This is a genomic window from Candidatus Clostridium radicumherbarum, assembly GCF_045310525.1.
Taxonomy (GTDB): domain Bacteria; phylum Bacillota; class Clostridia; order Clostridiales; family Clostridiaceae; genus Clostridium_AT; species Clostridium_AT radicumherbarum.
This window is the reverse complement of the sequence record NZ_JBJHZY010000001.1, coordinates 1,072,740-1,099,331: the sequence shown is the minus strand read 5'-3', so window position 1 is coordinate 1,099,331 and position 26,592 is coordinate 1,072,740. Positions and strand designations below refer to the sequence as shown.

The window sequence follows — 26,592 nt, the reverse complement described above, 5'->3', positions numbered from 1 at the left end:
AGTATTTATTTTAAGACTTCATTAATAAATTCATTATAGTTATTAACCTCTAATATTCTGGCAAATTGCTCAGAATTAGAAATTACATTGCTTAACCAGTCGAAAAATATTCTTAGAATTTTGTAATCCTCTTTATTAATAGTAAACAAGATTACAAGCCGTACATCAAAATCTCCCCAGGTAATAGGTTTATCCAGGATTGCAATACTTAAGGCTGACTGATTTATAAACATTTCATTGAGGCTGTGGGGAGTTGCAAAGCCATAGTCAAAAGAGGTTGCAGACATCTTTTCTCTCTGCAGCACACTGCTTTCATATGCTTTATCTACAAAGGCCTTTTCATATAAGTTATTGCACATTTTTGTAATTAACTCATTAGGACTGTCCACATTAACATGTGAATAGAAAAATTCCTTTTTTATAAGCTTTAGAACTAAAAGTTTAAAATTGTCTCTGCATCTTATTTTCTCTAAATTATTTAAAGCTTTATAAATTTTATTTTCATCTTCATAATTTACGAACAGTGAAATCTGCACTGTTGAAATAGGCAATTTATGTTTTAATGGAAGTGTTGTTAAAATTAAATCGGGTTTTAAAGCAGTAATTACGGACTCCTCAAAGAAATTCATGCTTTCGATAATTTCCATACGATCCCCAAAGCGATTAATTATTTTTTCCATACATAAATTAGACAAAACCTTATCTTGAGGATGAATCATAACTACTTTATACTTATAGGTTATATTTGCTCTAACATATGCAACGCCAAGATGCAAGGCAATAAAGGCAATTTCATTTTCGCTGATAGTTATGTTAAGCTTTCCTTCTAATAGCTCACAAACTCTCACTCCCATCTCAAAAACCAAGGGATAGTCACGCTTGATTTCCTGCAGATACATATTATCAATTTCAATATTCTTCTTAATGCGTTCTATTAGCGAGGTAATATGCATTTCCAGCCCATTCATGAGCTCATTATCAGAGCTAAAGTCAACATCAAAGGTTTTTTTAATGTCACTGAAAATCTCCTGCAGCAAATTAGGAATGGTATAGTCAGCATCACATTTTGAGTCATCGTTTGTGTAAACAGTACTTTTTTTGCCTATTAATAATAGTGCTACTAAAGCTATTTCATCTTCAATAATTTCAAGTCTTATTTTTTTTGCTACCTTATGAAAAAACTCTTGTGCAATTTTGTATTCCAGGCTGCTTCTTAATTCTTCCGTATTTCTATCGGTATTAATAAAGTTATGACGTATAATACGTTGTATTGCAATTCCTATGTGCATAATAATCATGGTTAAAGTAAGTGAACGAATATGATAATGATATTCCTTAAGTATAGCTTCAAGCATATCTTTTACTTCAATTAAATTAAAATCCTTATAAAAAGAAGCAATTTTATCTAAATTTAGAAAGTTTCCCTTTATCTCATTTTCCAATAAATCCTTATATAACTTACGCTTTTCTTCTTCCTTGCCGCTTAAACGAATATAATTTTTGCTTCTTACAAGCTGCAGACCCTCGTAGGGCTCAAGCATTTTTTTTATTTTTTTAATATCATTATCAATGGAAAAGCCGGACACATATACTTTATCCTGTAAAAGAGTTAAATTAATATCGTTTTTTTCAAACAATAATTCCTTAATGATATAAATACATCGCTCTTTTGATGTTTGAGGAATTATATCTCCTGCTTCTATATCCAAGCTTTGAAATTTATCCTCGTTCATTCTATATCCAAGCCTAATGTTTGATTCAATTAGCTCATATGCATAAAAGCCGTTAATATTAGCGATGTCACTACGAATAGTACGGTCTGACACCCCTAGCACCTTAGCTAATTCTTTGCCAATAATCCAGCCTTTACTATTGTGAATAAACATGATAATTTTTTCTTGTCTCTTATTTAACACCCTATCACCTTCTTCATAAAATTATCATTGGATTTATTATATATTAATTTAGTAATTTTTATTTTGAACAGATTTCCTAGTACTAGGAAATAAAAGACGCAGTGTTAGTTTTCTTACTTTAAAATAGCAGTAAATGGAAAGGGACGATTCTCTATTATGCCAAAAGCACATAACATAGGAATCGTCCCTTCGTAAAATGTATTTTCTAACCTAAAAGTTTCTTTGTATGTTCTTCAACCATTTCTGGTGTAACATCTATTTTCCTTGCTACTCCAGTTTTTATAGCAGCCTCAGCAACCATTTTTGCAACAAGTGGTGCAATTCTTAAATCAAAGGCAGCTGGCATTACATAATCTTCATTTAATTCTTCTTCTGAAATAATAGATGCTATAGCATAAGCCGCAGCTATTTTCATTTCATCGTTTATTTCTTTTGCTCTTACATCAAGTGCTCCTCTAAATATTCCTGGGAAAGCAACAACGTTGTTAACTTGGTTTGGAAAATCTGATCTACCTGTGCAAACAACTTTAGCTCCAGCTTTTTTAGCGATGTCAGGAAGTATTTCTGGGTTAGGATTTGCCATTGCCATTATAATTGCATCTCTATTCATGGACTTAACCATTTCTTCAGTAACGCAGTTTGCAACGGAAACCCCTAGGAATATATCTGCTCCTTTTAGAGCATCTGCTAAAGTACCTTGTACTTTTTCCTTGTTTGATATCTTAGCCATTTCATCTTTGTATTTATTCATTCCAGCTGTTCTGCCTTCAAATATAGGTCCCTTTGTATCACATAAAATTACATCTTTTATACCCATTTTTATAAGAAGCTTTGAGATTGCTATACCCGCAGCACCTGCTCCATTTATAACAGCTGTTACATCTTCAATTTTCTTATTAACAACCTTTAAGGCATTTATTAAACAAGCTGCTGAAACAACTGCTGTTCCATGCTGATCATCATGAAAAATTGGAATATCACAGATTTCCTTAAGTCTTGTTTCTATTTCAAAGCATTCTGGAGCCTTTATATCCTCAAGATTTATACCTCCAAAGGTTGGTTCCATAAGCTTTACAGTTTCAACTATTTTGTCTACATCCTTTGTATCTAAGCAGATTGGAAAGGCATCCACTCCAGCAAAGGACTTAAATAGAACAGCTTTACCTTCCATAACAGGAAGTCCTGCTCCTGCTCCTATATCTCCAAGTCCTAATACTGCTGTTCCGTTAGTTACTACTGCAACCCAGTTTCCCTTTGAAGTATAATCATAAATGGTTTCATAGTTTTTGTTTATTTCTAGGCAAGGCTGTGCAACACCTGGTGTATAAGCTAAGGTCATATCTTCCTTAGTTTTTACTGGAACCTTACACTTAAGTGCTATTTTCCCTTCGTTATCCTTGTGAAATTTTAAAACTGTTTCTCTTAAATCCATAATATCTCTCCTAATCATGTTATTTAATAGTTTCTATAGTTATCTTGCATCTTAAATCGCCTTATGCAGCAATTCTTTGCCTGAAATTCCTGGTTCAGTCATTCCATAAGGATCTAATATTGTATCTAAAGCTGACTCATCAAGTATTCCCTCATTAAGAACTATTTTTCTAACTGGTTCTCCAGTTTTTAAAGCAGTTTTTGCAATCTTTGCTGCTTCTTTATAGCCTACGTGAGGACATATTGCAGTTATTATGCCCACGCTGTTGTCAACTAATTCCTTACAGTGCTCTTTATTAGCTGTTATGCCAACTATACAATTATTTATAAAGGTATCAACACCATTTGTCAAGGTTTCAATAGATTGAAATAAATTATAAAACATTACTGGTTCAAAGGCATTAAGCTCCATCTGTCCAGCCTCTGAAGCCATAGTAATAGTCATATCGTTACCTATAATATTAAATGCCACCTGATTCATAACTTCAGGTATAACAGGATTAACCTTTCCTGGCATAATAGAAGAACCATTTTGCTTAGGAGGAAGATTTATTTCTTCAAAGCCAGTTCTAGGTCCTGAGGATAAAAGTCTTAAATCATTTGCAATTTTAGAGAGGCTTACTGCACAGGTTTTAAGTGCTGAAGATACTGCTACAAAGCCATCTGTATTCTGGGTACCATCAATTAAATCCTCGGTTTGAGTAAGTTCCATTTTTGTAATCTTACTAAGCATAGGAACAACATTCTTAACATAAGCTTCATCTGCATTAATGCCTGTACCAATAGCAGTTGCTCCAAGGTTTACAGTTCTTAAGTCTTCAATTGTCCTTGTTATCCTAGCGATATCTCTTTTAACAACACTTGAATAGGCATGAAATTCTTGTCCAAGTCTAATTGGAACTGCATCCTGAAGCTGTGTTCTTCCCATTTTTATAACATCATCAAATTCTTTACTTTTTTCATTTAGAGCTTCGTATAGCTCTTCTAATTTCTCATTAGCTTTTTTCAGCAATACCAAAGTTGTAATTTTGCCAGCAGTAGGTATAACATCATTAGTGGATTGTCCCATATTAACATGGTCATTAGGGTGTACTATATTATAATTTCCCTTTTCTCCTCCTAATATTTCTATAGCTCTATTTGAAATTACTTCATTGGCATTCATATTCATTGAAGTGCCAGCTCCACCTTGAATAGGATCTGTAATAAATTGATCATGAAGTTTTCCTTGCAATATTTCATCACAAGCAATAACTATTGCATCTCCAACCTTCAAATCTAATAGTCCAACTTGCATATTTACCATTGCTGAAGCTTTTTTAATTTCTGCTAAAGCTTTAATAAATTCAGGATGAATATAATAGCCTGTAATTTTAAAGTTTTCTGCTGCTCTCAGGGTTTGCACGCCATAATAGGCATTTTGTGGTACTTGCTTCTCTCCAATTGAATCGCTTTCTAGTCTAAATAACATCTTTTCTCCCCCAATATTATTCATATTTTTAAATGAATTTTTTTACTTATGTTTATAATTGTTCCATTCATAATTTTATATAAAATGAATGTAAAATTGCATTTATATAAATAATATAACTTTATTATGATAAATTCAACTGTATTTTTAAAAAAATAAAAATTAGCTAAAAAAGAAAATAAACCAGTAATTTTTATTTACATAAAATCAGGTTTAAATCCTTGTAGACATTTTTTATTACAACAAAAAAATAAGTGCTTCTAACATTTTAAAAGACACTTATTTTTTAACTTTATTATTTAATTAAATCTACAATTTCCTTTGTATCTCTTGCTATCATGAGTTCTTCATTAGTAGGGATTACTAGCACCTTAACTTTTGAGTCTTCAGTACTAATATCTATTTCTTTTCCTGATACTTTATTCTTTTCCTTATCTATCTTAACTCCTAGGAACTCCAAACCATCACAGGAAGCTTTTCTTGAATCTCCTGAATTTTCCCCTATGCCTGCCGTAAATATAATACAATCTACCCCGCCTAAGGCGCCTGCATAAGCACAGATCAAGGTTCTTATTCTATAATGAAATACATCTAAAGCAAGCTGTGCCCTTTCATTACTTTCAGAATCAGACCAAATATCTCTAAAATCACTGCTTACTCCAGAAATACCTAGCACTCCAGATTTCTTATTTATTATGTTTGTAACCTCACTTGGAGATAACTTTAATTCCTCAATCATATAAGTTATTATGGCAGGATCCATATCCCCGGTTCTAGTTCCCATAGCAAGACCTGCTAGTGGTGTAAAGCCCATACTTGTATCTATGGATTTTCCATCTTTTATAGCTGTAATGCTTGCTCCGTTACCCAAATGACAGGAAATTATTTTTAAATCTTTTATATCTTTATTAAGCATTTTTGCTGCCTGTATAGAAACATATTTATGAGAAGTTCCATGGAAACCATATTTTCTAATTTTATTTTTTTCATAAAATTCATAAGGCAGCGGGTATATATATGCATGCTTCGGCATTGTTTGATGAAAGGCAGTATCAAAAACTGCTACCATAGGTGTGTTTGGCATAAGAGCCTTACAGGCGTTTATTCCAATAATGTTTGGTGGATTGTGAAGAGGTGCTAATTTAGAACATTCCTCTAAGGCTTTCATTACATTTCCATCAATTAATACAGAACTATTATATTGTTCTCCACCATGTACAACTCTATGCCCTACTGCTGATATTTCATCAACGTTCTTAATTACTCCATTTGTTTTGTCTACTAAAGTATTAAGTACAAGGCCGATTGCATCTTTATGATCCTTTAGATTTTGTTTAACTATATATTTTTCTCGTCCATCTACCTTCTGTGTTAAAACAGATCCTTCATTTCCTATTCTCTCAACCAATCCTTGGGCTATACAAGCTTCATTCTCCATATTAATTAATTGATATTTTAATGAAGAACTACCACAGTTAATAACTAATATTTTCATAAAGTTTTCTCCTTCCATGCCTTATTAGTTTTTAATTTTCTTGCAATTTTAAATATTCTTGCAAGAATTATTGCTATTGTGTATCACACATCTAAATTGTATAACATATATGACAGCTTGTACACTATTTATTTAACTTTCTTATTGGGAATTTATTACTTTAAATCACACTTCTTTACAAAAACCATGCTTAAAGAATTTTTGAAGAATTATTCTCACATATTTCTTATAAATCTGTTAAAAATAATATTGTAAATAAATTTTTATAATACAAGGAGATATATTATGAATACAAATAAAAGAAATGATGCTGTTAAACAGAATAAGGCAATTAAAAATAGTGGAAATAGTGGTACTTTAGAAGGACTTAAAGCTGCTGAAAATAAGATAAGTAAATCAAAAACTACTACTAATAGCTAACAATAAATTTGATTTATCACCCTCCAAAAATATATAATATACTTAATTTCTAAGAATATTTTTATTTTGGAGGTTTAGCCTTGGATTTAAAAGAAAAAATTAGAATTCTTCCTTCTTCACCTGGTGTATATCTTATGAAGGATTCTCTTGATAGCATTATTTACGTTGGCAAATCTAAAAATTTAAAAAGCAGAGTGAGCTCCTATTTTCAATACTCAAAAGCTCATTCTCCAAAGGTTGTAAAGCTAGTGAAAAATATAAAAAATTTTGATTATATCTTAACTGATACAGAATTTGAAGCCTTTATTTTAGAATGCAGATTAATTAAGGAAATTAAGCCTCGTTATAATAGAATGATGAAAACTCCTTTATCTTATATCTATGTAAAAATTAATAGGGATTTTTCAAAAATTGAAACCTCTATGGAAGTTTCAAAGGATGATGGTAATTTCTATTTTGGGCCCTTTATAAATAAAAATGTAGTTGAAAGAGCACTTCAAGGTATTAAAGAGAGTTTAAAAATTCAGTGCAGCAGTGATCATCAAAGTAATTCTCCCTGCTTAAATTATTCCCTTGGTCTTTGTCTTGGTATGTGCTTTGATAGTAATGCTAAAGCAAAATATAAATCTAGAATTGCGGACATATTTAAGCTTCTAAATGATACTGATAGAAAAATTCTCAATATTATGGAATCAATTATGAAGGATGCTGCAGAAAAACTGGATTTTGATACAGCAATAAAATACAGAGATTATTTAAGTGCCGTAAAATCTCTTATGGCAAAAGAGAAAGTCATCACATTTTCTGAAGAGAATGGTAAAATTGTTTTAATTGAATATTTAAATAAAGATACTTTTAAAATTTTTTTAATTAATGGGCCAAATATAATATTTACTAGATTATTTAAAAATACCTTAACTCATATTAAAGAAATAAAAACAACATTAATAGAAATAATACTTAATTATTTTAGTTTAAAAGCTTTAAAAAGCTCCATTGAAATAGGGAGAAATGAAATCGATGAAGCTCAAATAATCTATTCTTATTTAAATACTAATAAAAACAACTGTAGATTTGTTGTTATTCCGGAGTATTGGATTGATAACAAATTAGAAGCCTCACTAGATGAGACAATTGATTCACTTATTAAATATTAATACGCGAAGAGGCATTTGTTTCCATTAACTTATAGTTTAAATTTAAAATATTTAATTTAATTAATAGCTAAAATTTAGTACTCATAATAGGTATCATTCTTTTTTACAGGCATTTTGTTTATTACTACCCCCAATATTTTACCTCCAACCTTCTGGATATTTTCTTTTGCACTAAGTACTGCAGCTTTTTCTGACTTTCCATAGGCAGTAACAAGTATAGTCCCTTGAGCAATAGCTGATAAGATTTGTGTATCGGTTATATATAAAACAGGGGGTGAATCTAAAAGTACAATATCGTAAGTATTAATGAGCTCATTTAAAAGCTCTCTCATATTATTGCTTCCAAGAAGCTCTGAAGGATTAGGAGGAATAGGTCCACTAGTTAGTATATATAGATTAGGATAATTAGCAGCTGTAATAGTCTCAAGTTTATTCCTATCTTGAACTAATATATTAGTAAGGCCTATTAAATTAGGTAATGAAAACTTTTTATGAATTGTTGGCTTTCTTAGGTCACAATCAACTATAATTACTTTTTTGCCGGTGTTTGCTATTGTAACCGCTAAATTTGATGTAACAATGCTTTTCCCCTCTCCAGGCATACTAGAGGTTATAACAATGCTTTTTATTTCATTACCTAAAGAAGAAAATTGTATATTAGTTCTAAGTGTTCTAAATTGCTCAGCTGCGATGGTTTTTAGCCTATTTGCTTTACTTGTCCTCTTTCTCATACAATCACATCCATCTCTTTTAAATTAACTTTCGAAATTGTTCCTAAAACTGGGATGCCAAGCAGCATTTGAACATCTTCTTCTGTTTTAATGGTATTATCTAAATAATCACTCATAATAGCAAACCCAATGGATAACATGTTTCCAACAAAAAAAGCCATAATAATATTACGAATTGGTTTGGGGCTCTCAGGTTCAATGGGCAGTTGTGCTTCGTCTATAATTTCCACAATATCTATTTCATTAACTTTCATACTAATAGATTTTAATGATTTTGCGAATTGATTAGCTATATTCATTGCTTGTTTTGTATCTTTTGATAATACAGCAATTGTTAAAAATTGAGTATCATTGTCAGGAGTAACTGTAACACTTTCTAATAGATCAGAGGTGCTCATAGGTTCTAATTTTAGGTTTTTTATTACATCCTCTGCAACTATCCTAGATTTTATTAGTTTACTATAGGTTTTCACCATTTTTTGGTACATTAATACATCATCATAGTTTTGTTTATTAATTTCATTGGAATTATTAGAATTACCAATGATAACTGAAATATCAGCCTTATAAATGGGTGTTATAACAAAATAACTTAAATATCCAGCTGCTAAAGTTATAGCAAAAGTAATAAGACATATAAATAGAAACCTCTTTTTTAAGATACTAATAAATCTTTTAAAATCCATTATTCTTCCTCCAAAGCATTTAAAAATAACTTTTCATAGTTATCAACTACAGCTTTCCAAGTATACTGCTCTCTAATTCTACTTTTAGCTAGATTTCCTAAGCTATTAATTTTCTCATAATCATATTTATCTACTTTATTAATTAGATTTGCAAGATCATCCTTTTCCTTTGAAAAATATAATACAGCATCTTGTCCTACTTCTTTATTAAAGGCTACATCAAGCAAAATGTTTATATTTGTATTTGCTAAAGCCTCAAGAAGTGAAGGGTTTGTCCCACCTACCTCATGCCCATGTAAATAGGCATAAGCATTTTCTCTAATATCTGTTAATAATTTCTCATCATAGACAGTACCTACAAACTTTATTCTTCTATCTTCATTAAATTTAGTTTTCTTCATCAAATCTTCATAATATTTATTTTTTTCTACATTTGTTATAAGAATTAACTCTCTTTTTGTATTTGATTTCATAAATTCTCTAATAATTGATTCATAATTATTCTCTGGGACAAATCTTCCAACGATTAAGTAATATTCTTTAGCTTTAATATAATTTTCTTTTAACCATAAAAGAAATTTTCCAGAATTTGAACATAAACTTGAAAACTTAATTTCTGCACCATAAGGTATATATTTTGTTTTAGGCTTAAATTTTTCATATTTTTTATTTATATATTTTTGCATTTCCATGGAATCACAAATTATAAGATTTGCATGTTTTATAGACAACCTTTCTGACCATTTCCAATATGCTTTAATAATTTTATTCCACTTACTTCTCTTCCATTCATGTCCATCTGGATTTACAAATAACTTTACGCCCAATTTTGTTAATGTTTTACAATATAAAGTTAAAAAAAAACCCATCCTGCAAGCTAATATGTAAACAATACAATTATTTAATTTATTTTTTCTTATATACTTTATGCAAGTTCTTAAAGCCTTAATATCGTAAATCATTGCTTTTATGCTGCCAATATTTTTTACTTTAACATTAAAACATCTTGCATTATTAAACTCAAATTCATTGTTATCTTCCCCCAAGCATGAGACATTGTATTTTATATTTTCACTTTTTTTCTTTGCAGTAAGGTTATGAACAAAGGTTTCAAAGCCTCCATATCTTGCAGGTATTCCTTTGGATCCAATAATAAAGACCTCCATTGCTTAGCACCTTCCTTCTAACACTTTGTCATATAACTTAAACATTTTTTCCGAGTGGCTCTTCAAGGAAAAATCATATTTATCTTTTATAATATTTCTATTAATTTTTTCTAAAATATTTCTATCTTTAATTACCTTTGCAATATTTTCTGCTAATTCCTTTATAATAGGATCTACGATTATTCCAGTAACATTATTAATAAGTATATCTTTAAAGCCAACATTTTCTGTAACCATAACAGGAACTCCAAAGGAAAATGCCTCTAAGCCAATATATCCGAAGGTTTCTTTCCATGCACTTGGTATAATTAAAATATCTGTGTTATTAAAAATATCCTCTAGCTCCTGGTACTTATAAGTTCCCTTAAAAATATAATTGGGATCAGCCCCCTCTTTCTTCTGTGAATATACAGTAAGTTCCCAATTACAAATGTTTTGCCTTTTTAATTCATCCAAAGCTAGAGTCAATAAACTAAAACCTTTATATGCTTCAGTAGAACCTAAATAAGTAATTCTTAATTTGCTAGAATTGTTATTATAAATTTTTACTTTTCGATTATCCTTAATTTCATTATGAGTTATATTAATTATTTCTCCTGTGCAGCTTATGTATTTTTCATATTCCTCTTTTGAAACTGAACTATTATAGTGAAAATAATTTATTAATTTAAAAATTTCTAAATAGTACTTTCTAAGCTCTGAATATTCGTTTAATGGGTGGTTAGGCTTTAAAGTCTTCCAGCCTGCTTTTTTACTTAACCTATTTTTCAAATAATGCTTCATCTTATTAAAAAATTTGTAACTCGTTAAGCTTTTATATAATCTTAATTGCATTATAAAAATTAACTTAAGACTATAGGAAGCTTCATTGCATTTAGTGCAACTTTCTCCTTTTTTATAATCAGTACATAGGCAGTTATTAAAATCAAATAAATTCACTTTTGGGCAAATGCCAAAATAATCATGGGTAGTAAAAATTATCTTTATATTTAATTCCCTACAAGCTATAAAAAATTCTTTGTGTAGTCCCATTAATGTGTGAAGGTGAATTATATCTGGATTTAATTTCTTAAGAAAGGATATATATACGTTTTTCGATACATTTATGCAAAAGCTAGATGGTTGTCCAATCCCACTTAATAAAGGAACTGGTAATGGATTTATAAGTTCATATACTTTTATACCAAATTGTTGCTTTTTTAAGTGTATTTTTATTTGCTTATTTAATAATTTAATATGTCCAGGATATAGCAAGTATATATCTTTTCCTTCATTTACTTGTTCCTTCATTAAATCAAAGGCATACTTTGTAAGTCCACCAGTTCTATAAGGCGGAAGACCTAATGAATAATGTAGTATTCTCATAACTTCCTCTAATCCTCCTTATTTGTAGCCACCTCTTCAATGAAATTAATAATATTATTACTTTCAATTTCTCTTGAAAACTGAAATCTATTTTCAAAGTCATAATGAGTTTTCAATAACTTTTGCAGCTTTTCTTCTATTTTATCTACGTTATGCTCAGCACACTCTCCAAACTTACCATCTATTAACTCAATTAAATTTTTGTCCTTAGTCACTGCAATTATTGGCTTTGAAGCTCCTATATACTCAAAAGTCTTTCCTGGTATAGCATATTCACTTCCTATTTTATGAGTTAAAATTACAGATATGTCACATTCAATAAGATATTTAATAGCCTCTTCATGTGACATAGTACCTAGTATATTAACTTTTACTTTAGAACCTTTAATATCATCACTTAATTCTTCAATATCCTTAATAGCCTCACTATCAAGAAATCCAACTTCATTAAATACTACATTTATATTACTAGTCTTACTTAATTTTATAAGTGCAGAAATAAAATCCTTAATATTTCTCCCTTTATAAATGGAGCCTACATGAGCAAGTGTAATTTCATTCTTATTATTTATAGAATCATATTTACAATCCTTAAAGTCTTCAGCATTGTATCCATTTGTAATAACTCTTATTTTTTTATCTGTATCAAACTTTTTATAGTATTCTTTAATGCCATTAGAAAGGGCTATAATTCCATCAGCTCTATTTATTAAAATCCTTTCGGCATTTTTTAATGTATAGCTGGGATTACCACCGCCAATCTTATTATTTAAAATATCTCTTACTTCAACAATTGCTGGTATTTTTATATGTTTTCTTTTTATATAGTCTAAAATATATAGGCCATGAATATCTGGAACTGTAATAAATATTGCTTCTATTGAGTTTAACAGAAGAAAATCATCAAGTTCTTTTAACATGCCAATATTTTTCTTTCTAAAACAATAAAAACTATTAGAATAATTTCTCCAAATAGTTAAAATCAGCTTATTTCTTAATAGTGTCTCTATTAAATTTCTTTTTTTATTCCTTAGTTCTATTCTTTGAGTAAATTTACTTTTCGAAATATTATATTTAAAGTTAACATTTGAATAAATACTTTTTTTATTACCCTTGCCCTCGTCATTAATAACAATTGTAAAAAACTTTTTTGATATATACGGCATTAAGTCACAATATCTAACTGAAGCCACAACGGGCTGATTTTCGATGAAGTCACTAATTATCAAAAGTTTTTTCATGTTCACCTCTGGCGGCAAATATAATACCGCATAAAATAAAGTAATATATAAAAATATCAATTGAATAGTACTGATTTGGATTAAAATTTGAAACTATCAAATTGCCTATAAACAAAGATAAAACAAACCATACTTCTACTCTTGGAATGCTTTTTACAGCCATAATCATAAGCCTAATATTGAAAATTAAATAAGCAAATCCACCCAAAAAACCACATTCCACGAAAGTATTTAATATTTGAGAATGTATTTCTGTGTCTTTTATTGAGAAAATGTCAAGTATAAAATATGTATACTGTCCAGTACCTACACCCAAAAATGGATATTGTAAAAATAACTTATAAACCCTTAAAAATTGTTCTATCCTAACTGATTCTGTACTTCCCCTTTCAGTAAATAAAATGTTATATATATTATTAAAGTAAATATTATAAATAATTATAGAAGCGATAAAGAAAACACAAATAAATAATACCTTATGTCCCGTATCTTTTTTGTTATTGTTCATTATAAAAAATATTAAGAATTCTATAATTATAGCCACATATGCAATTCTAGTTAATGTCATAATTGTAAAAATTAAAACTGCAAAAATATAAATTAAATTTAATAGATTTCTTTTATTGTTAAACTTATATAACACAACCGGAAAAAGTATTGCTCCTAAATTTCCTGCTCCATTGCTCGCTCCTACAAATCCAACAACCCTCTTTACAATACTTATTCCTTCAGTATAATAAATATCTCCTGCTAAGCTTCCATAAATAAGCATCTTTCCTGTTTTATACTGTAATAATCCAAGTATAAAATTTATGAATGCTATAATTGCTATACTTTTAATAATAAAATCCTTATTAAAACGACCTTGAAATTTATAAAATATAATAATAATAAGTAAAATGATAAGGTTTGTCGAAAAACTATAAACAAATAGGTTTATATCATAGATTCTTATAAAAATCATTTGTAGTATATAAATAATATTAGTAATATTTAAAAAAAGTATAATGCTTTTTATATTTATTACTTTTTTATCCCTCTTGATTATTAAATTCAGTATTAAAAGTATTAATAATAAAATATTAATATACACAAACTTATCATTCCAAAGATTAATTTTAATGTTAACATTTATGATAATGAATACTAATAGTAATGATAAAATAAGTTTTCTATATGTATTTTTTTCATCTTTACTTACAAAAAGGGATAATAAACTTGTGAAAAACAATATATATAATATAATTAATTGTTTCATTTCTATCTATTACCTCTAATTATTAAATATTTACCCCTCATTATTTCCACATTAAAACATCCATCATTTTTTTTCACAATAATTCCATTGGGTGATTTAATGAAGTTCACATCATTAGGTAGTTTTATGGATAATAGCCCATTAACTTTATTTAGTATGTCTATTTTAAAACTATCCTGATCTAAAATAATAATATTAATATTTTGCCGAGTATGTACATATTCCACTAGTTCACTACCTGTACAATACCAAACTCTTTTGCTTTTTAAATACTCAAATATATAGTTCAAGCTTTCCTTATCATCAAAGATATTAGGACTTTGCCTTCTTCCATCATCTCTTGAAGGTGCCATATGTTCTTGAATGCTTATAACAAGCTTATTTTTTAGTAAGAAGTCTAGCTGATGAAGTTTAAGTCTTATTAAAAGATCCCTTAATAATTTTTTTAGTAATTTATGCTTATTGGGGTGTAATATCCCATTTAAGAAGGAACCGTCTATTGTACTAGGAATATCGTAAACATTATTTTTTCCAAAAGTTTTAATATCAAAATTAGTTAGTGGATTCTCATTTGTCTTCCCCCTATTCCAATATCTACACCACCATAAAAAGCCTGTATTATCTATACTTTCATCAGAAAATTCATTTATTTCATATCCACAGTATTTACCACCCTTAGGATACTCTCCAAATACCTCCTTATAGATTTCCCTACCATAATTAATTTTGTTAACAGCCTCTTCTAAAGAATTATATAGTTCCCATTCTTGAATAAAATCTAAATTAGTTTTACCAACTCTACCATGAGTTGTCCCATGATAAGCTATCTCAAACCTAGAAGAATCATTAATACTTCTAAAAAACTCTTTGCTTTCCTCATCACAATTTAACATCTTAGAAATAGATTTTATTTTGGGATTTTCAATCATTCCAACCCTTATTCCTACTGGAGTAAAAAAAGTAATTTTTACCTCTTGCTTATCCTTTAAAATTACACTAATTAAAAATCTAAAAGAAGAATTTTCATTATTCTTTGCATATCCCCAATCCTCTTCTAAATCAACTTGTCCATTCCCATTTGTATCTACCCATACATTAGCTAAATCATCTACCATAAAAAGTATTGGAGAATCTGCATCATCATACCATTTGCAAATTTCGATTTCCATAATTACTTAGCTCCTATTGGTTTTCTACTTATAAGACTTTTGATAACTATTTTTAAAAAGGTTTTTAAAAAACTGAGTCTGTACCTAATAGATGGTATTATATCTTTACTGTCCCAATACATAGAAATGTACTCTGGCTTTCTTATATACTTGTAAATATCCTTAAAACCTATTTTCCCTGCTTGTAATAACTCAAGAGTTCCCATTTCATAAAAAATATAATACTTCGCTGGTAAATTTTGCTTAGCCCTATCATTATTGAAATTGTCATTTATTATTTGAATAGGAATACTTTCAATTGGATATGTTACTTTGCTGCACAATCTGCACCACTGAACAGGCCTACAATTAATTTCAAGCAGTTTAAAGCTCTCATCTTCCGTATCATAAATAAATTCTAATTCAGCAAAGCCTTCATAATCTATTTTGCATAATATACTTTCAGCATATTTTTTTAATTTTATATTTTCAATAGAATGCCCAATAATCGTTGTCCCCCAGCTGCTCATCTCGTCTTTATCAATTACACAATACGCGTCGAAGGCGTTATTTTTAAAATATCCATATACTGCAACATTTTTATTTCCTTTAATTAACCTTTGAATAATAACCTTGTCATAAATAATCTCTAGCTTTTTCTCTAATCGTCTGTAATCTTCAAGATTTAATATTTTTAATATTTTACTACCAAAATACTCATGGAACTCCTTATCAAACATGTACTTAGGTTTAATTATTAATGGCATTGCTTCACTATTTATTAGATCTTTCAAATCATCTTTGATGGTTATTTTATAGGTTTTAGGTATTATAATGTTTAAGTCTTCCATTTTAACATAAAAAGCCTCTTTGTTTATTAGCAGTTCAATAACTTTAGCTTCCTTAAACGGAAAGTAATAGAATTTACAAAGAGTTTCATAATTTTGAGCTAATGCTAAATTAATAAAATCACTTGCAGATATAATCATATACTTAAAAGGATTTACTTCTCCTATTTTAATAAGTTCGTCTATAAATAATTCTAAACTTTCATTCCAATTTGAAACTTTAATTATATCCTTTATATATTTAGATAATCTGTTTAGCCCTTTACTTTTAAATGTTACTAATGTTATTCTTATTCCTTTTTCTCCTATATTTCTTATTAAACTTAATTCAGTAGCACTATCAGTATCTAAGGTTAAAACCTCAATATTGTTTTTCATTAATATTCTCCTCATAAAAGCTTAAAGATTTCTAATTTAACTTTTCTTAATTTTTACTAAATAATTTCTTAGCTCTTTTAAAGAAATTAAATTAAATTGCACTGAGCAAATTATGTAACTTGTCAATAGTACTGCTCCTATAATTATTTCAAACAATATAAATATATTTAAAATGCTGATTACATAATAAATTGAATATAATACAAAAGTTATAAAATATATTTTATATACTTTTTTGCCTTCAAATTTTATATAGTATAGCGGCAATGAAAATCTAACATATATACAATTCATAACTAAATATGATATTGTTGTTGATACCGCTGCTCCATACATTCCAAGTTTAGGGATTAATATAAGATTCAAAATTAAATTTATTGCACCTGCTGAAAGCATTATAAATCCATCATAATAGGTTTTGTTTTTTATTTGTATGCCCATGCTGTAAAAGGAAGATTTTCCATAAAAGAAGTAAGCCATAGCAATTAATGGAACAACCTTATAGGCTATTATAGAATCCTTTGAACTAAGTAGAATTATCATAGTCTTACTATAGATACAAATTGCAAGTACTATGAAACAGCCAATGAAATGATACTTAAAATAGAAACTATTAAATTTGTCTTGTGAATCCTTATCCTTCCAAATTGAAAATTTATATGGTGTAAATATCTGCTTAAAAGGAGAAACGAATAGTGGTTCTATAAGCATCCCAAACTTGTAACCTACTGAATATATCCCTGTTGCAGTAATATCTCTAAAGCCTTTAAGAAAATATCTATCGGATAATGTTAATATAGTAGCAGCTATACAGGATGGAATTAAGCCCACTGAAAACTTAAGCATATTCCTTAACATATCTTTATCCACTTCAAATTTAAATTTTGAATCCTTAACCTTCATTAAATATATAAACATTATCAAATTGCTCAGGATATAACCTTCATAAATTCCAATAATTCCGCGTTTTTTATATACAACTAAACCAAAGGTAAAAACTAGATTTAGTAAAAGATTCACTAAGTTTAAGGTAACATTAATCCTAGCTTTAAAATTTAATCCATAATCACACATTAACAATATTACTAATTGGCTAATTATACTTCTGACTAGAACTAATATGAGAATATAAAATGAATGTTCATAATTAAAAATAAAATTTGAAGTAAATTTACCAACTGTTAGTACTAGGATTATATCTATTAGGCTCATAGCAAAAGCAAAACTTATTGCAGTATTTTTTAGCCTTTCCTGTTGTTTACCACTATAATCTCTGTAAAATCTTATATAACCAGAGTAAATTCCTAATATTGTGAATGATGCAATAAAATCAAGAACAGCATCTACCAAAGAAAGTTGCCCGTAACCTATAATACCTAATTGTTTTATATATATAGGAAGTAGAATAAATGAGATTGCCTTTGATAATATTTGTCCAATAACGTATATAACCCCTAGCCTTGCAAATTTATTTTCCATTACATTAAACATTAACTCCAATCTCTATATATACTTAATAGCCTTTCTAAACTATCTATTAATTCTACATTTTCAACTTTTTTCTTGAAAAAGTCATAATTTTTTATGACTTCAACTGTCCTTTCAAAAAGATCTTTAAAGTTTCTAGATTTAAACAAAATAGTGCCATTAGGTCTATCACATATATCGCTAGCAATAGCAGGAACCTTGCAAAATACGGCTTCAGCTACCGATACACCATAACCATCATTACAAGTTGGTCTAATAAATAGGTTTGACCTTTCAATAATTTTCCATAATTCTATGTTTTCATGAACAAATAAAAAATTCTCTTGTATTCCACCTTCATTTATTCTGTTTACTAATTCTTTATAATAAGTATCATTATCAATGTAAGGAAGGCAAAATATTAATCCAATATCTAAATTATTGTTTTTTAATGCTGCCACTAGGTCTATACACATGTCTATTCCATATAAATCAATGTTATTAAAAAATTGCATAGAAGATGCATTAGCAGAAATAATAAATCTCTTTTGCTTAATAAATTCACTTATATAATCGGGTATTATATTTTCTGTACTTTTCAAAGGAAACAAGAATGCAGATATATCATATGCTGGCTTATTCACCCCTGCATCCACAAGCCGCTTTGAATCACCAGCCTTAACACATATTATGCAATCGAAGCTATTCAAAGCTCTAATAATATATTTTCTATCTTTTAAAAAAAAGGTAGAATAATCTCCATGTATAGTTATTATTTTTTTTCTATTTTTAAAAAATAATTTATTTAAAATACCTATATAAATTTTAGATTTAAAGCCGCATAAATTATAATGAATTATGTCTACATCTTTTCTTTGTATAAGCCTAAATGGCATATATCTAAGCCTTACATTTATTACTCCGCTTTCTTTTTTCTTCACTCCGCTTGTATCCCACACCTCATTTTTTATACCAATTAGATCCATATACTGTTTCATTCTTTTAATATATACTGATATACCTCCAATAGGCTCAGGGTATGGTCCTACTTGAACTATCATCTTCCAAACACCCCTTTATTTTCCCAATAAAAATCCGGATTATCTATTAAAAATATATCCTTTAACCCACCGATGGATATTTGGTAATGATCTAAACCAAAGTTCATATTTGTTTCAATTGCCAAAGGTCCTTCCTCTCCAAGTGCAATATCCCAGCCCAAATAAGTAAACTGAGGCAATTTTCTTGCACTATCCATAGTAAACTCCTTTATCCTAGCCCATTCTGGAATTTTAAAATTTCTAAATTCAAACCCCGTATCAGAGTGGTTATAGAACTTCTCCCCTTCTTCAGTAACTGCAAATTCTTTAATTTTACCAGTGTCAATATTAATTTCAAGAACTAAACCATTTTGGCTGCCATTGTCAACTTCATTACCCATTTTACCTACTCTCAACGTTGCACAAAGGATTCTAACACTACCCATTTTATTTTCAGTAGCAATTCTAAAGGTATTAACAGAGTCAGGATATATACTTGAAATATTTTTATTCTGATTAACTGCTAACTGAAATATATAGTCTCCCTTTTTGTGAAGCTCATCTAGAAATTCCTTATTTAATTCTTCTTCAAGTTTAGTTTTATAAATTCCATTATTTCTTCTATGAAAAACGTATATTCCATTGCCTCCTTGTCCATTAGATGGTTTCACAAAGATCTTTGGATATTTATTAACTTCTAAATCCAATTTGAAATCTAGATAATTTTGATTTTTCATTTCAATATTGTATAAATTATTGTTTATTATCTTATATAAAGCTTTAGGTTGGTTTATTCCTAAGCTTCGAAATATTTGTTCTGTTATATTTTTTTCATCAATTAATACTGCATATTTATTTGAGTCATGATAGGGTAAAAATATTCGATAAAAAAAGAATTCTGGTATATAATTTATTAGCTCTTTTCCTGATAATTGTTTGTCCTTTCTATATAAATCATAACGAAAATAATGAAGCGGATAACATCCCCAATATTTTTTACATAATTTTATTTCACTTTTAATTTGTCTTATAGGCTTTTTATTCTCACATTTTTTATATCTTTCCATAGAAATGGCCATTCTCTCATTTGATGTAACATATGTTAACCGATGTTTTATTTCCTTTAATTTCAATAACCAATATGAATTTTTAAATTTATTTAAATCTCCCATGAATTCATTTCCCCTCAAGTTTATTAAAATCTAGATTTTGTATTAGAAATTTAAATTTTCCTCTTTTAGTCCTTTCGATATATTCTACAATACAAATCTTCAGATCAAATGCGGGATAATATGAACCAAACACATCCTTCATGGCTTTAATTTCCTCATCTACAATTTCATCATAGCATTGTATATTAAGAATCAACTTTCCAGGTTCACTTTGAATATATTGATAAGAAGATATTTTTTGTTTAATAAGCCATAATGGGTAATCGGACCAAGTTGAAGGAATTATCCTCCAACTTCTATCAACAAAATAATCCTGCTTTCTGCCGTCTATTTTCTTAATCAACCTGTAATTTCTTCCACATTCACACCTTTCATTTGTATTGACCACTAAATCCCCAGTTCTATATCTAATAAATGGTATGACGAAATTATTAAATCCTGTTACCACTATCTCCCCTATCTCATCCTCGCAACTAACCTCTTGCCCATATTTATTAATTATTTCAGTATATCCATACTCATTTTGTATATGGAAGTAATCACTTTGTTCGCACCCACCAGCTATACAGGCATGCTCCGCATGTCCATAAAAACTAAACACTCTTACTCCAAAAGCCTGTTCAATATCTTGTTTCTGAAGTTTATATAAATTCTCGGAAGAACATAACACACATTTTAATTTATGAAATTTTACATTTATATTATTCCTTAAAATATATTTTGATAATAAATGAATGGAAGATGGATATGCCTGTAAAAAATCAGGATTAAAAATTTCAATTAGTTTAATGTATTGTTTCATATTTTCTTCAGTCATTTGAAAGGATGAGAGTATTAAATTTCTACCCTTATACTCATAAAATCCATTTTGGGGAATATTTCCCCTTAATATTACGCACTTGTTTATCTTATTAACATCGTACCCTACTCTACTCCATATGTTTGATATGAAAGCCCACTCCCTGATTTCATCAATTTTAGGCTCTATATAAAAGTCCATTGGCATTGCCGAAGTGCCACTAGTAGTATGCATTTCTAACTTGGTCCTATCATAATTCCTTGCAACTAAATCTTCTAAATTACTTCTCACAACATCCTTTGTTAAATAAGGTAACTTTTTTAAGTCATTAAAACATTTAATATCCTCAGGCTTAATTTCCCTTTCATTAAATGTTCTTGTGTAATAAGGAACATTTTTATAAGCATGCTCTAATAACCTCTTTATCTGCAACATTTGATATTCTTCATGCTGCTCCCTAGTCCACCACTGAGACTTCTCTAGAAATTTATATTGCTTTCTAAAGTTTTTACCATATCTAATATAATCCGGTATGCTGGCATATATATATCTAGCTGGTTTCTCAATAAAATTTGGAGAGTTTTTTATAAATTCCTTTAGCACTACTACACTACCCTTCTAAAATACAGTGAATCTATAAATTTATTATATATCCACAAACTAATTAGCTTTCATTGGTATTAACATCTATATTTTGTACTAAAAATTTAAATTTTCCACCTCTAATTCTTTCTATATTTTCTACACTTTTTATCTGTAATTCAAAGCCTTTGTAATGCAAATCAAAGACTTTTTTTATGTTCTTTATATCTTCATCTGTTATTTCTTCAAAAGATTTTATATTTAGTAGCAATGTTCCAGGTTCATTTTGAATATATTGAAAAGAGTTTATTTTTTTCTCTATCTGCCTTAATGGGAACCCAGCCCAAGTAGCAGTTATTGCTCTTCCAAACATATCGATTAAAAACTCTTGCTTTCTTCCTTCAACTTTAATAATTAGCTTATAATTCCTACCACAATTGCATTTCTCATTAGAATTCACAACTAAATCTTCTGTTTTATATCTTATAAAAGGCATTGCAAAATTGTTAAACCCTGTAGCAACTATTTCTCCTATTTCCCCTTCTTCTTTTACGTCTTGTCCATCTTCATTTATTATTTCGGTATATCCATATTCGCTTTGAATATGAAAATAATTGCTTAGTTCACATTCTCCACCTAAACACGCATGTTCTGAATGACCATAAAAGTTGTATACTCTTACTCTAAAAGCCTGTTCTATGTCAAGCCTTTGATTGTCAAATAAATTTTCAGAAGAACATAATATACATTTTAGCTTATGAAAGTTTCCTACTAATTTATTCCTTAGAATATATTTAGATAATAAATGAATAGACGAAGGGTACGCTTGTATAAAATCTGGATTAAATCCCTTAATTAGTTCAACATAGTTCTTCATGTTTTCTTCCGTCATTTGAAAGGATGAAAGTATTAGGTCTTTTCCCTTATATTCGTATAATCCATTTTTAGGAATAATTCCCCTTAAGATTACATTATTATTAATTTTCTTTGGATCATAACCAATCCTATTCCATAAATTCACTATAAAGGACCATTCTCTGGCTTTATCAATAATTGGCTCAATATAAAAATCCATTGGGATTCTTGAAGTACCACTAGTAGTAACTATTTTTAATTTTTTTATATTATAATTTTTTGCAACCAAATCTTTTAGATTATTTCGTACTAATTCTTTAGTTAGGTAGGGAAGCTTTTTTAAATCTTTGAAGCTTTTAATGTTCTCTGGCTTGATTCCTCTTTCTGTAAAAATATTTGTGTAATAAGGTACATTCTTATAAGAATGTTCTAATAATTTTTTAAGCTGTATAAACTGATATTCCTCATGCTGCTGGCTTGTCCACCATTGCGACTTATTTAGAAACTTATATTGGCTTCTAAAATTTTTACCATACCTGATATAATCAGGTAAACTTGTATATATATATCTAGCTGGTTTCTCTATAAATCCAGGAGAGCTTTTTATTAATTGCTTCAGCATTATTCCACCTTCCTTCCATGGCTAATCTAATATCAAAGCTTTACTTTAATATCTCCATTAGTACAATTAATTTAAGTTTATAAGAACTTCAAGCTTCTTAGTATCTTTTAAATCACCGTAACTCCTTGCTAAGTAGCTATCCTTTATCATTATATTGTTTGAAAAATTCCATTTTATTATCTTCTTGTTTTTAATAAGCTCTATGGAGTCTTTAGATTTAATAATTTCTACACCTTCACTTAAGGTGAAATTAGCTATTATATTTAAATCTTTAGTTGATACCTTTTTGTTTTCACTAATAAGCTTATCTGTTATTTCTATATGATCATCCTTTAATACAATAGTCCTCTCATGTATAATTCCGCATTTAGCTTTGAAGCCATAATGCCTTCCAACAAATTTATTGTCGTCAAATTCCATGCATTTGGCATTTGTCTGTTCCTTCATATAAAATAAATTTTGCTCTTCGTAATAATTCTGTTCACAGTCTTCAATACTTATGGTGTTATGCATCTTGGTACATCTAAATAGATTTCTCATTTTATAATCAGCTGTGTAAACAAATGTCCCAGGGTCAATAATAAAATCCTCCCCATCTACATTTAATTCAAAGCTTAGTTGATCATTATGACTGTGAACCCCTAAACCTCTAAAGGAAAGTTCTCCACACCTAATTAAGCAGTAAATTTTTTCATTTCGCAGTATATAATATCCTCCATCTTTATAGGCTTTAGACTTTAGCTTTACAGGCGGATTAACACTTTTTAACGCTGAATCTGGTCCTATAATCCATAATGCGTCTTCTTTATATTTCTTTCCGTAAAATTTAAAGTCCTCTCTATTAAAGAATTCTCCAGCTATATAAAGAATATGTCTGAAATCCCTTTTTACCCAAGTGTAATAATCCGAGATTATAATAAATCTTCCATCATCCACATCTCCAATTAAAGGGGCTAATCCATTTGATTTAGTTATATCCATTAAAAATTCACACATTTTCTCTAATTTACTCATATACTTATCTGAAAATTTTATATCATTTTTATTGCAGAATATAGTTGTCAATAAGAACAGCTCGGTTACTAATCTATGGTAGGCAGTAGAAGCTTCATAATCAGTTCCATCTTCATTTACCTGGACTAACATTTCCTTTTCAATTTCACTAATGCCGAAATCTAACCATAACTTAGGAGCATTTTTCCCATTAGGATCTTCAAAGTCTTTAAAATATAGTCCTAACCATATGAGGCCAACTATATTAGACAAGTAATGATTACCTGTAACCAATCCCTTATTTTCTAAATTCTTAAATATAAATTCACCATGAAGATATAAGCTTTTATTAAATTTATTCCAAAATTTCTTTCCTATATCCATACTTTCTTTAAAGAAGAAATATCCTGCTATCCAATTTACAGCTCTTATAGCTACCTCCATAGTGCATGTCCAATTTACTGACCTTTTAATAGGATTTTTATCTATCCAATCCTTAATTTCCTTTGTAAATTCCAATGAATATTTTTTATTGCTTGTTAGTAAGTAGGCTTTTCCTATAGTAAAAAAATGCTGAAAGCGTGAAAGTTCCCATGGAACCTTCACATCAGAATTATTATTTAAATCAACAATCTTTATATTCTTGTAATATTTATTTTCCCATTTAAAACCTGTCTTAAAGTCCTTACTCCATTCAATGCATTCACTTAAATATTTATCACCTGAAGCAAATAAATTAAATACATGGCAGCAAATTTTTCCCCCGTCCTTTTTAATATCATCTACTTTTTTAAGCTTTTCTAATACATTTAAATAATTATTTTTCTGTGTTAAATTAAAGAAAAAATTACATTTTGTTTTAAAGCCCATAAAGTAATCACTGTTTAGACCTCCAGAGATAAACTTTTCATAGGATTCTAAAAGTGAAAAATATATTTTTTTAATTAAATTTTTTGATAATCTTTTAATATTACTCACTTTAAATTCTCCAATAATTAATCCCATGCTTTTTTGCTTCCTTCATATTTAATACTCCCTTACAATCAACATAAACAGCTTTTTTAGCCATTACCTTTGTTAAGTGTTCAAAAGTATAGTATTTAATTTCCTTTTGTTTAGTAAGTATAATAAGGGCATCTGCATTACCTAGGGCTTCTTCTTGACTTTTAACTTTAAAATCATATTCTGTAGTAATAACAGGGTCATAAGCTCTTACCTCAGCGCCTAAGTTTATTAGCCGCTTACATATTTCTATAGGGGGACTTAATCTATCATCATTTGAATAGTCCTTCATTGCCAACCCTAAAACTGCAATTTTACTACTTTCTAACTTTTTCCCTTCAATATTTAATAATTCTTTTACCTTGCTAACTATAAAAAGAGGCATATTTGAATTTGTATCTCTTGCAAGCTTCACCATTTCAAGCTCAACTTCGTATTCCTTAGCCTTAGGAAGAAGATAGTAATAGGCATTTGGTATGCAATAGCCCCCAACTCCTGCTCCTGGAACTAAAAGATTAACTCTTTTATGTGTGTTTGCAAGTTTAATTACTTCGAAAATGTCTACTCCCATTGCTTCAGAGAATCTTGCAAACTCCTGGGACATAGCTAAATTAACATCTCTTTGAACATTTTCAAATACCTTGGAAGTCTCCACGGCTTTTATGCAGCTAGCCCTTACTATTTCTGCTTTACATACTATAGCTAATACCTTTGCTGCCCTATTTAAACTCTCTTCATCTACGGCGCCTACTAAGGTTGGCATATTTTCAAATTCCTCAAAGGCAAGCCCTTCTGCGATTCTTTCTGAGGCATAAGCAAGATAAAAGTCCTTTCCTGCTTTCATATTAGATTCTTCTTCAATAATAGGCAGTATTAGCTCTTCTGTGGTTCCTGGTATTACGGTACTTCTAATAATTATTAAACTATTCTTATTTATATTTTTACCGATGATCCTGCAGGCATTTTCCAAATAATCCATTTTATGAATTCCTTCTTCTATTGGAATGCCTACAGTTACAATAATGACATTACTATTTTGGATAGCCATGTCAGCATTAGTTGTAGCTATATACCTGTTAGCTTCTAACTGTAACTTTAGTACTTTTTCTATGGACATTTCATGAAATTTTTCAGTATGGGAAGTTATACCTGCATTTATTTGTGAAATTAAGGTTTCCTCCACATCTACGCCAATTGTTCCACAGCCTCTGAGTGCAAAGCTTAAGGCAAGAGGGAGTCCAACAAACCCTTGTCCAATAACACATACCCTTTCATCTCTAACCTTCTTGTTACTACTATCTATTAATGAATTCATAAAATGGAAGTCTACTATATTTATATTTTCCATT

The 26,592-nt window shown here is 29.0% G+C and carries 21 protein-coding genes; 2 read left to right on the top strand and 19 right to left on the bottom strand.

Translation table 11 applies throughout. The features are described 5' to 3' along the window. Positions 1–5: 5 nt before the first annotated feature. The 4 genes from ACJDUH_RS05275 to ACJDUH_RS05260 form a co-directional block, all read right to left on the bottom strand. Entirely contained in the window at positions 6–1,916 is a 1,911-nt protein-coding gene (locus tag ACJDUH_RS05275) for a BglG family transcription antiterminator (RefSeq protein WP_406764109.1), read from the bottom strand. Positions 1,917–2,121: 205 nt separating this feature from the next. Next, positions 2,122–3,348: an NAD(P)-dependent malic enzyme gene (locus tag ACJDUH_RS05270; protein WP_479723046.1), complete on the bottom strand. Its 1,227-nt coding sequence runs from the start codon at positions 3,346–3,348 to the stop codon at positions 2,122–2,124. 51 nt (positions 3,349–3,399) lie between these two features. Further along, positions 3,400–4,818, bottom strand: coding sequence for an aspartate ammonia-lyase (locus tag ACJDUH_RS05265; RefSeq protein ID WP_406764108.1), 1,419 nt, complete (start codon positions 4,816–4,818; stop codon positions 3,400–3,402). A 295-nt stretch (positions 4,819–5,113) separates the two neighbouring features. Then, positions 5,114–6,313, bottom strand: coding sequence for an acetate kinase (locus tag ACJDUH_RS05260; RefSeq protein ID WP_406764107.1), 1,200 nt, complete (start codon positions 6,311–6,313; stop codon positions 5,114–5,116). A gap of 285 nt (positions 6,314–6,598) precedes the next feature. On the opposite strand from ACJDUH_RS05260, the gene ACJDUH_RS05255 reads away from it, so the two are divergent. Then, positions 6,599–6,733 (top strand): hypothetical protein, encoded by a 135-nt coding sequence (locus ACJDUH_RS05255; RefSeq protein ID WP_406764106.1) that lies wholly within the window; start codon positions 6,599–6,601, stop codon positions 6,731–6,733. A gap of 80 nt (positions 6,734–6,813) precedes the next feature. Further along, on the top strand, positions 6,814–7,890 hold the full coding sequence (locus tag ACJDUH_RS05250; protein ID WP_406764105.1) for a GIY-YIG nuclease family protein: 1,077 nt from the start codon (positions 6,814–6,816) through the stop codon (positions 7,888–7,890). Positions 7,891–7,964: 74 nt separating this feature from the next. On the opposite strand, the gene ACJDUH_RS05245 is transcribed toward ACJDUH_RS05250, so the two are convergent. From ACJDUH_RS05245 to ACJDUH_RS05175, 15 genes are all read right to left on the bottom strand, one after another. Further along, positions 7,965–8,621, bottom strand: coding sequence for a CpsD/CapB family tyrosine-protein kinase (locus ACJDUH_RS05245; protein WP_406764104.1), 657 nt, complete (start codon positions 8,619–8,621; stop codon positions 7,965–7,967). After that, positions 8,618–9,307, bottom strand: a complete 690-nt coding sequence (locus ACJDUH_RS05240) for a YveK family protein (protein ID WP_406764103.1) — start codon at positions 9,305–9,307, stop codon at positions 8,618–8,620. The genes ACJDUH_RS05245 and ACJDUH_RS05240 overlap by 4 nt, the downstream gene beginning before the upstream one ends. Beyond that, positions 9,307–10,473: a beta 1-4 rhamnosyltransferase Cps2T gene (gene cps2T / locus ACJDUH_RS05235; RefSeq protein WP_406764102.1), complete on the bottom strand. Its 1,167-nt coding sequence runs from the start codon at positions 10,471–10,473 to the stop codon at positions 9,307–9,309. The genes ACJDUH_RS05240 and cps2T overlap by 1 nt, the downstream gene beginning before the upstream one ends. A gap of 3 nt (positions 10,474–10,476) precedes the next feature. After that, positions 10,477–11,838, bottom strand: a complete 1,362-nt coding sequence (locus ACJDUH_RS05230; protein ID WP_406764101.1) for a glycosyltransferase — start codon at positions 11,836–11,838, stop codon at positions 10,477–10,479. A gap of 8 nt (positions 11,839–11,846) precedes the next feature. Next, on the bottom strand, positions 11,847–13,079 hold the full coding sequence (locus ACJDUH_RS05225; protein WP_406764100.1) for a glycosyltransferase: 1,233 nt from the start codon (positions 13,077–13,079) through the stop codon (positions 11,847–11,849). Next, positions 13,057–14,043, bottom strand: a complete 987-nt coding sequence (locus ACJDUH_RS05220) for an O-antigen ligase family protein (protein WP_406764099.1) — start codon at positions 14,041–14,043, stop codon at positions 13,057–13,059. Before ACJDUH_RS05220 ends, ACJDUH_RS05225 begins: the two co-directional genes overlap by 23 nt. A 296-nt stretch (positions 14,044–14,339) precedes the next feature. Further along, the gene (locus ACJDUH_RS05215) at positions 14,340–15,506 is read right to left on the bottom strand and encodes a hypothetical protein (RefSeq protein WP_406764098.1); all 1,167 of its coding nucleotides are present in this window, start codon (positions 15,504–15,506) and stop codon (positions 14,340–14,342) included. A 2-nt stretch (positions 15,507–15,508) separates the two neighbouring features. Beyond that, positions 15,509–16,711: a hypothetical protein gene (locus ACJDUH_RS05210; protein ID WP_406764097.1), complete on the bottom strand. Its 1,203-nt coding sequence runs from the start codon at positions 16,709–16,711 to the stop codon at positions 15,509–15,511. A gap of 36 nt (positions 16,712–16,747) precedes the next feature. After that, positions 16,748–18,202, bottom strand: a complete 1,455-nt coding sequence (locus ACJDUH_RS05205) for a lipopolysaccharide biosynthesis protein (RefSeq protein ID WP_406764096.1) — start codon at positions 18,200–18,202, stop codon at positions 16,748–16,750. Next, positions 18,202–19,239 carry a glycosyltransferase gene (locus tag ACJDUH_RS05200; protein ID WP_406764095.1) on the bottom strand — a complete coding sequence of 346 codons (1,038 nt, stop codon included), beginning with the start codon at positions 19,237–19,239 and terminating at the stop codon, positions 18,202–18,204. The genes ACJDUH_RS05205 and ACJDUH_RS05200 overlap by 1 nt, the downstream gene beginning before the upstream one ends. Next, positions 19,236–20,390, bottom strand: a complete 1,155-nt coding sequence (locus tag ACJDUH_RS05195) for a sugar-transfer associated ATP-grasp domain-containing protein (RefSeq protein ID WP_406764094.1) — start codon at positions 20,388–20,390, stop codon at positions 19,236–19,238. The genes ACJDUH_RS05200 and ACJDUH_RS05195 overlap by 4 nt, the downstream gene beginning before the upstream one ends. A gap of 4 nt (positions 20,391–20,394) precedes the next feature. Next, on the bottom strand, positions 20,395–21,792 hold the full coding sequence (locus tag ACJDUH_RS05190; protein ID WP_406764093.1) for a phenylacetate--CoA ligase family protein: 1,398 nt from the start codon (positions 21,790–21,792) through the stop codon (positions 20,395–20,397). Positions 21,793–21,853: 61 nt separating this feature from the next. Then, positions 21,854–23,248, bottom strand: coding sequence for a phenylacetate--CoA ligase family protein (locus tag ACJDUH_RS05185; protein ID WP_406764092.1), 1,395 nt, complete (start codon positions 23,246–23,248; stop codon positions 21,854–21,856). Positions 23,249–23,314: 66 nt separating this feature from the next. Beyond that, positions 23,315–25,219, bottom strand: a complete 1,905-nt coding sequence (locus tag ACJDUH_RS05180; RefSeq protein ID WP_406764091.1) for an alginate lyase family protein — start codon at positions 25,217–25,219, stop codon at positions 23,315–23,317. Between the two features lies 1 nt (position 25,220). Further along, a complete protein-coding gene (locus ACJDUH_RS05175) occupies positions 25,221–26,591 on the bottom strand; it encodes a nucleotide sugar dehydrogenase (RefSeq protein ID WP_406764090.1) in 1,371 nt (456 codons plus the stop codon). Position 26,592 lies beyond the last annotated feature (1 nt).

Excerpts from the sequence above, each read along its gene's own strand:
- ACJDUH_RS05270 (WP_479723046.1), bottom strand. The coding sequence starts at position 3,348 with ATGGATTTAAGAGAAACAGTTTTAAAATTTCACAAGGATAACGAAGGG.
- ACJDUH_RS05265 (WP_406764108.1), bottom strand. The coding sequence starts at position 4,818 with ATGTTATTTAGACTAGAAAGCGATTCAATTGGAGAGAAGCAAGTACCA.
- ACJDUH_RS05260 (WP_406764107.1), bottom strand. The coding sequence starts at position 6,313 with ATGAAAATATTAGTTATTAACTGTGGTAGTTCTTCATTAAAATATCAA.
- ACJDUH_RS05255 (WP_406764106.1), top strand. The coding sequence starts at position 6,599 with ATGAATACAAATAAAAGAAATGATGCTGTTAAACAGAATAAGGCAATT.
- ACJDUH_RS05245 (WP_406764104.1), bottom strand. The coding sequence starts at position 8,621 with ATGAGAAAGAGGACAAGTAAAGCAAATAGGCTAAAAACCATCGCAGCT.
- ACJDUH_RS05240 (WP_406764103.1), bottom strand. The coding sequence starts at position 9,307 with ATGGATTTTAAAAGATTTATTAGTATCTTAAAAAAGAGGTTTCTATTT.
- cps2T (WP_406764102.1), bottom strand. The coding sequence starts at position 10,473 with ATGGAGGTCTTTATTATTGGATCCAAAGGAATACCTGCAAGATATGGA.
- ACJDUH_RS05230 (WP_406764101.1), bottom strand. The coding sequence starts at position 11,838 with ATGAGAATACTACATTATTCATTAGGTCTTCCGCCTTATAGAACTGGT.
- ACJDUH_RS05225 (WP_406764100.1), bottom strand. The coding sequence starts at position 13,079 with ATGAAAAAACTTTTGATAATTAGTGACTTCATCGAAAATCAGCCCGTT.
- ACJDUH_RS05220 (WP_406764099.1), bottom strand. The coding sequence starts at position 14,043 with ATGATTTTTATAAGAATCTATGATATAAACCTATTTGTTTATAGTTTT.
- ACJDUH_RS05215 (WP_406764098.1), bottom strand. The coding sequence starts at position 15,506 with ATGGAAATCGAAATTTGCAAATGGTATGATGATGCAGATTCTCCAATA.
- ACJDUH_RS05210 (WP_406764097.1), bottom strand. The coding sequence starts at position 16,711 with ATGAAAAACAATATTGAGGTTTTAACCTTAGATACTGATAGTGCTACT.
- ACJDUH_RS05205 (WP_406764096.1), bottom strand. The coding sequence starts at position 18,202 with ATGTTTAATGTAATGGAAAATAAATTTGCAAGGCTAGGGGTTATATAC.
- ACJDUH_RS05200 (WP_406764095.1), bottom strand. The coding sequence starts at position 19,239 with ATGATAGTTCAAGTAGGACCATACCCTGAGCCTATTGGAGGTATATCA.
- ACJDUH_RS05195 (WP_406764094.1), bottom strand. The coding sequence starts at position 20,390 with ATGGGAGATTTAAATAAATTTAAAAATTCATATTGGTTATTGAAATTA.
- ACJDUH_RS05185 (WP_406764092.1), bottom strand. The coding sequence starts at position 23,248 with ATGCTGAAGCAATTAATAAAAAGCTCTCCTGGATTTATAGAGAAACCA.
- ACJDUH_RS05175 (WP_406764090.1), bottom strand. The coding sequence starts at position 26,591 with ATGGAAAATATAAATATAGTAGACTTCCATTTTATGAATTCATTAATA.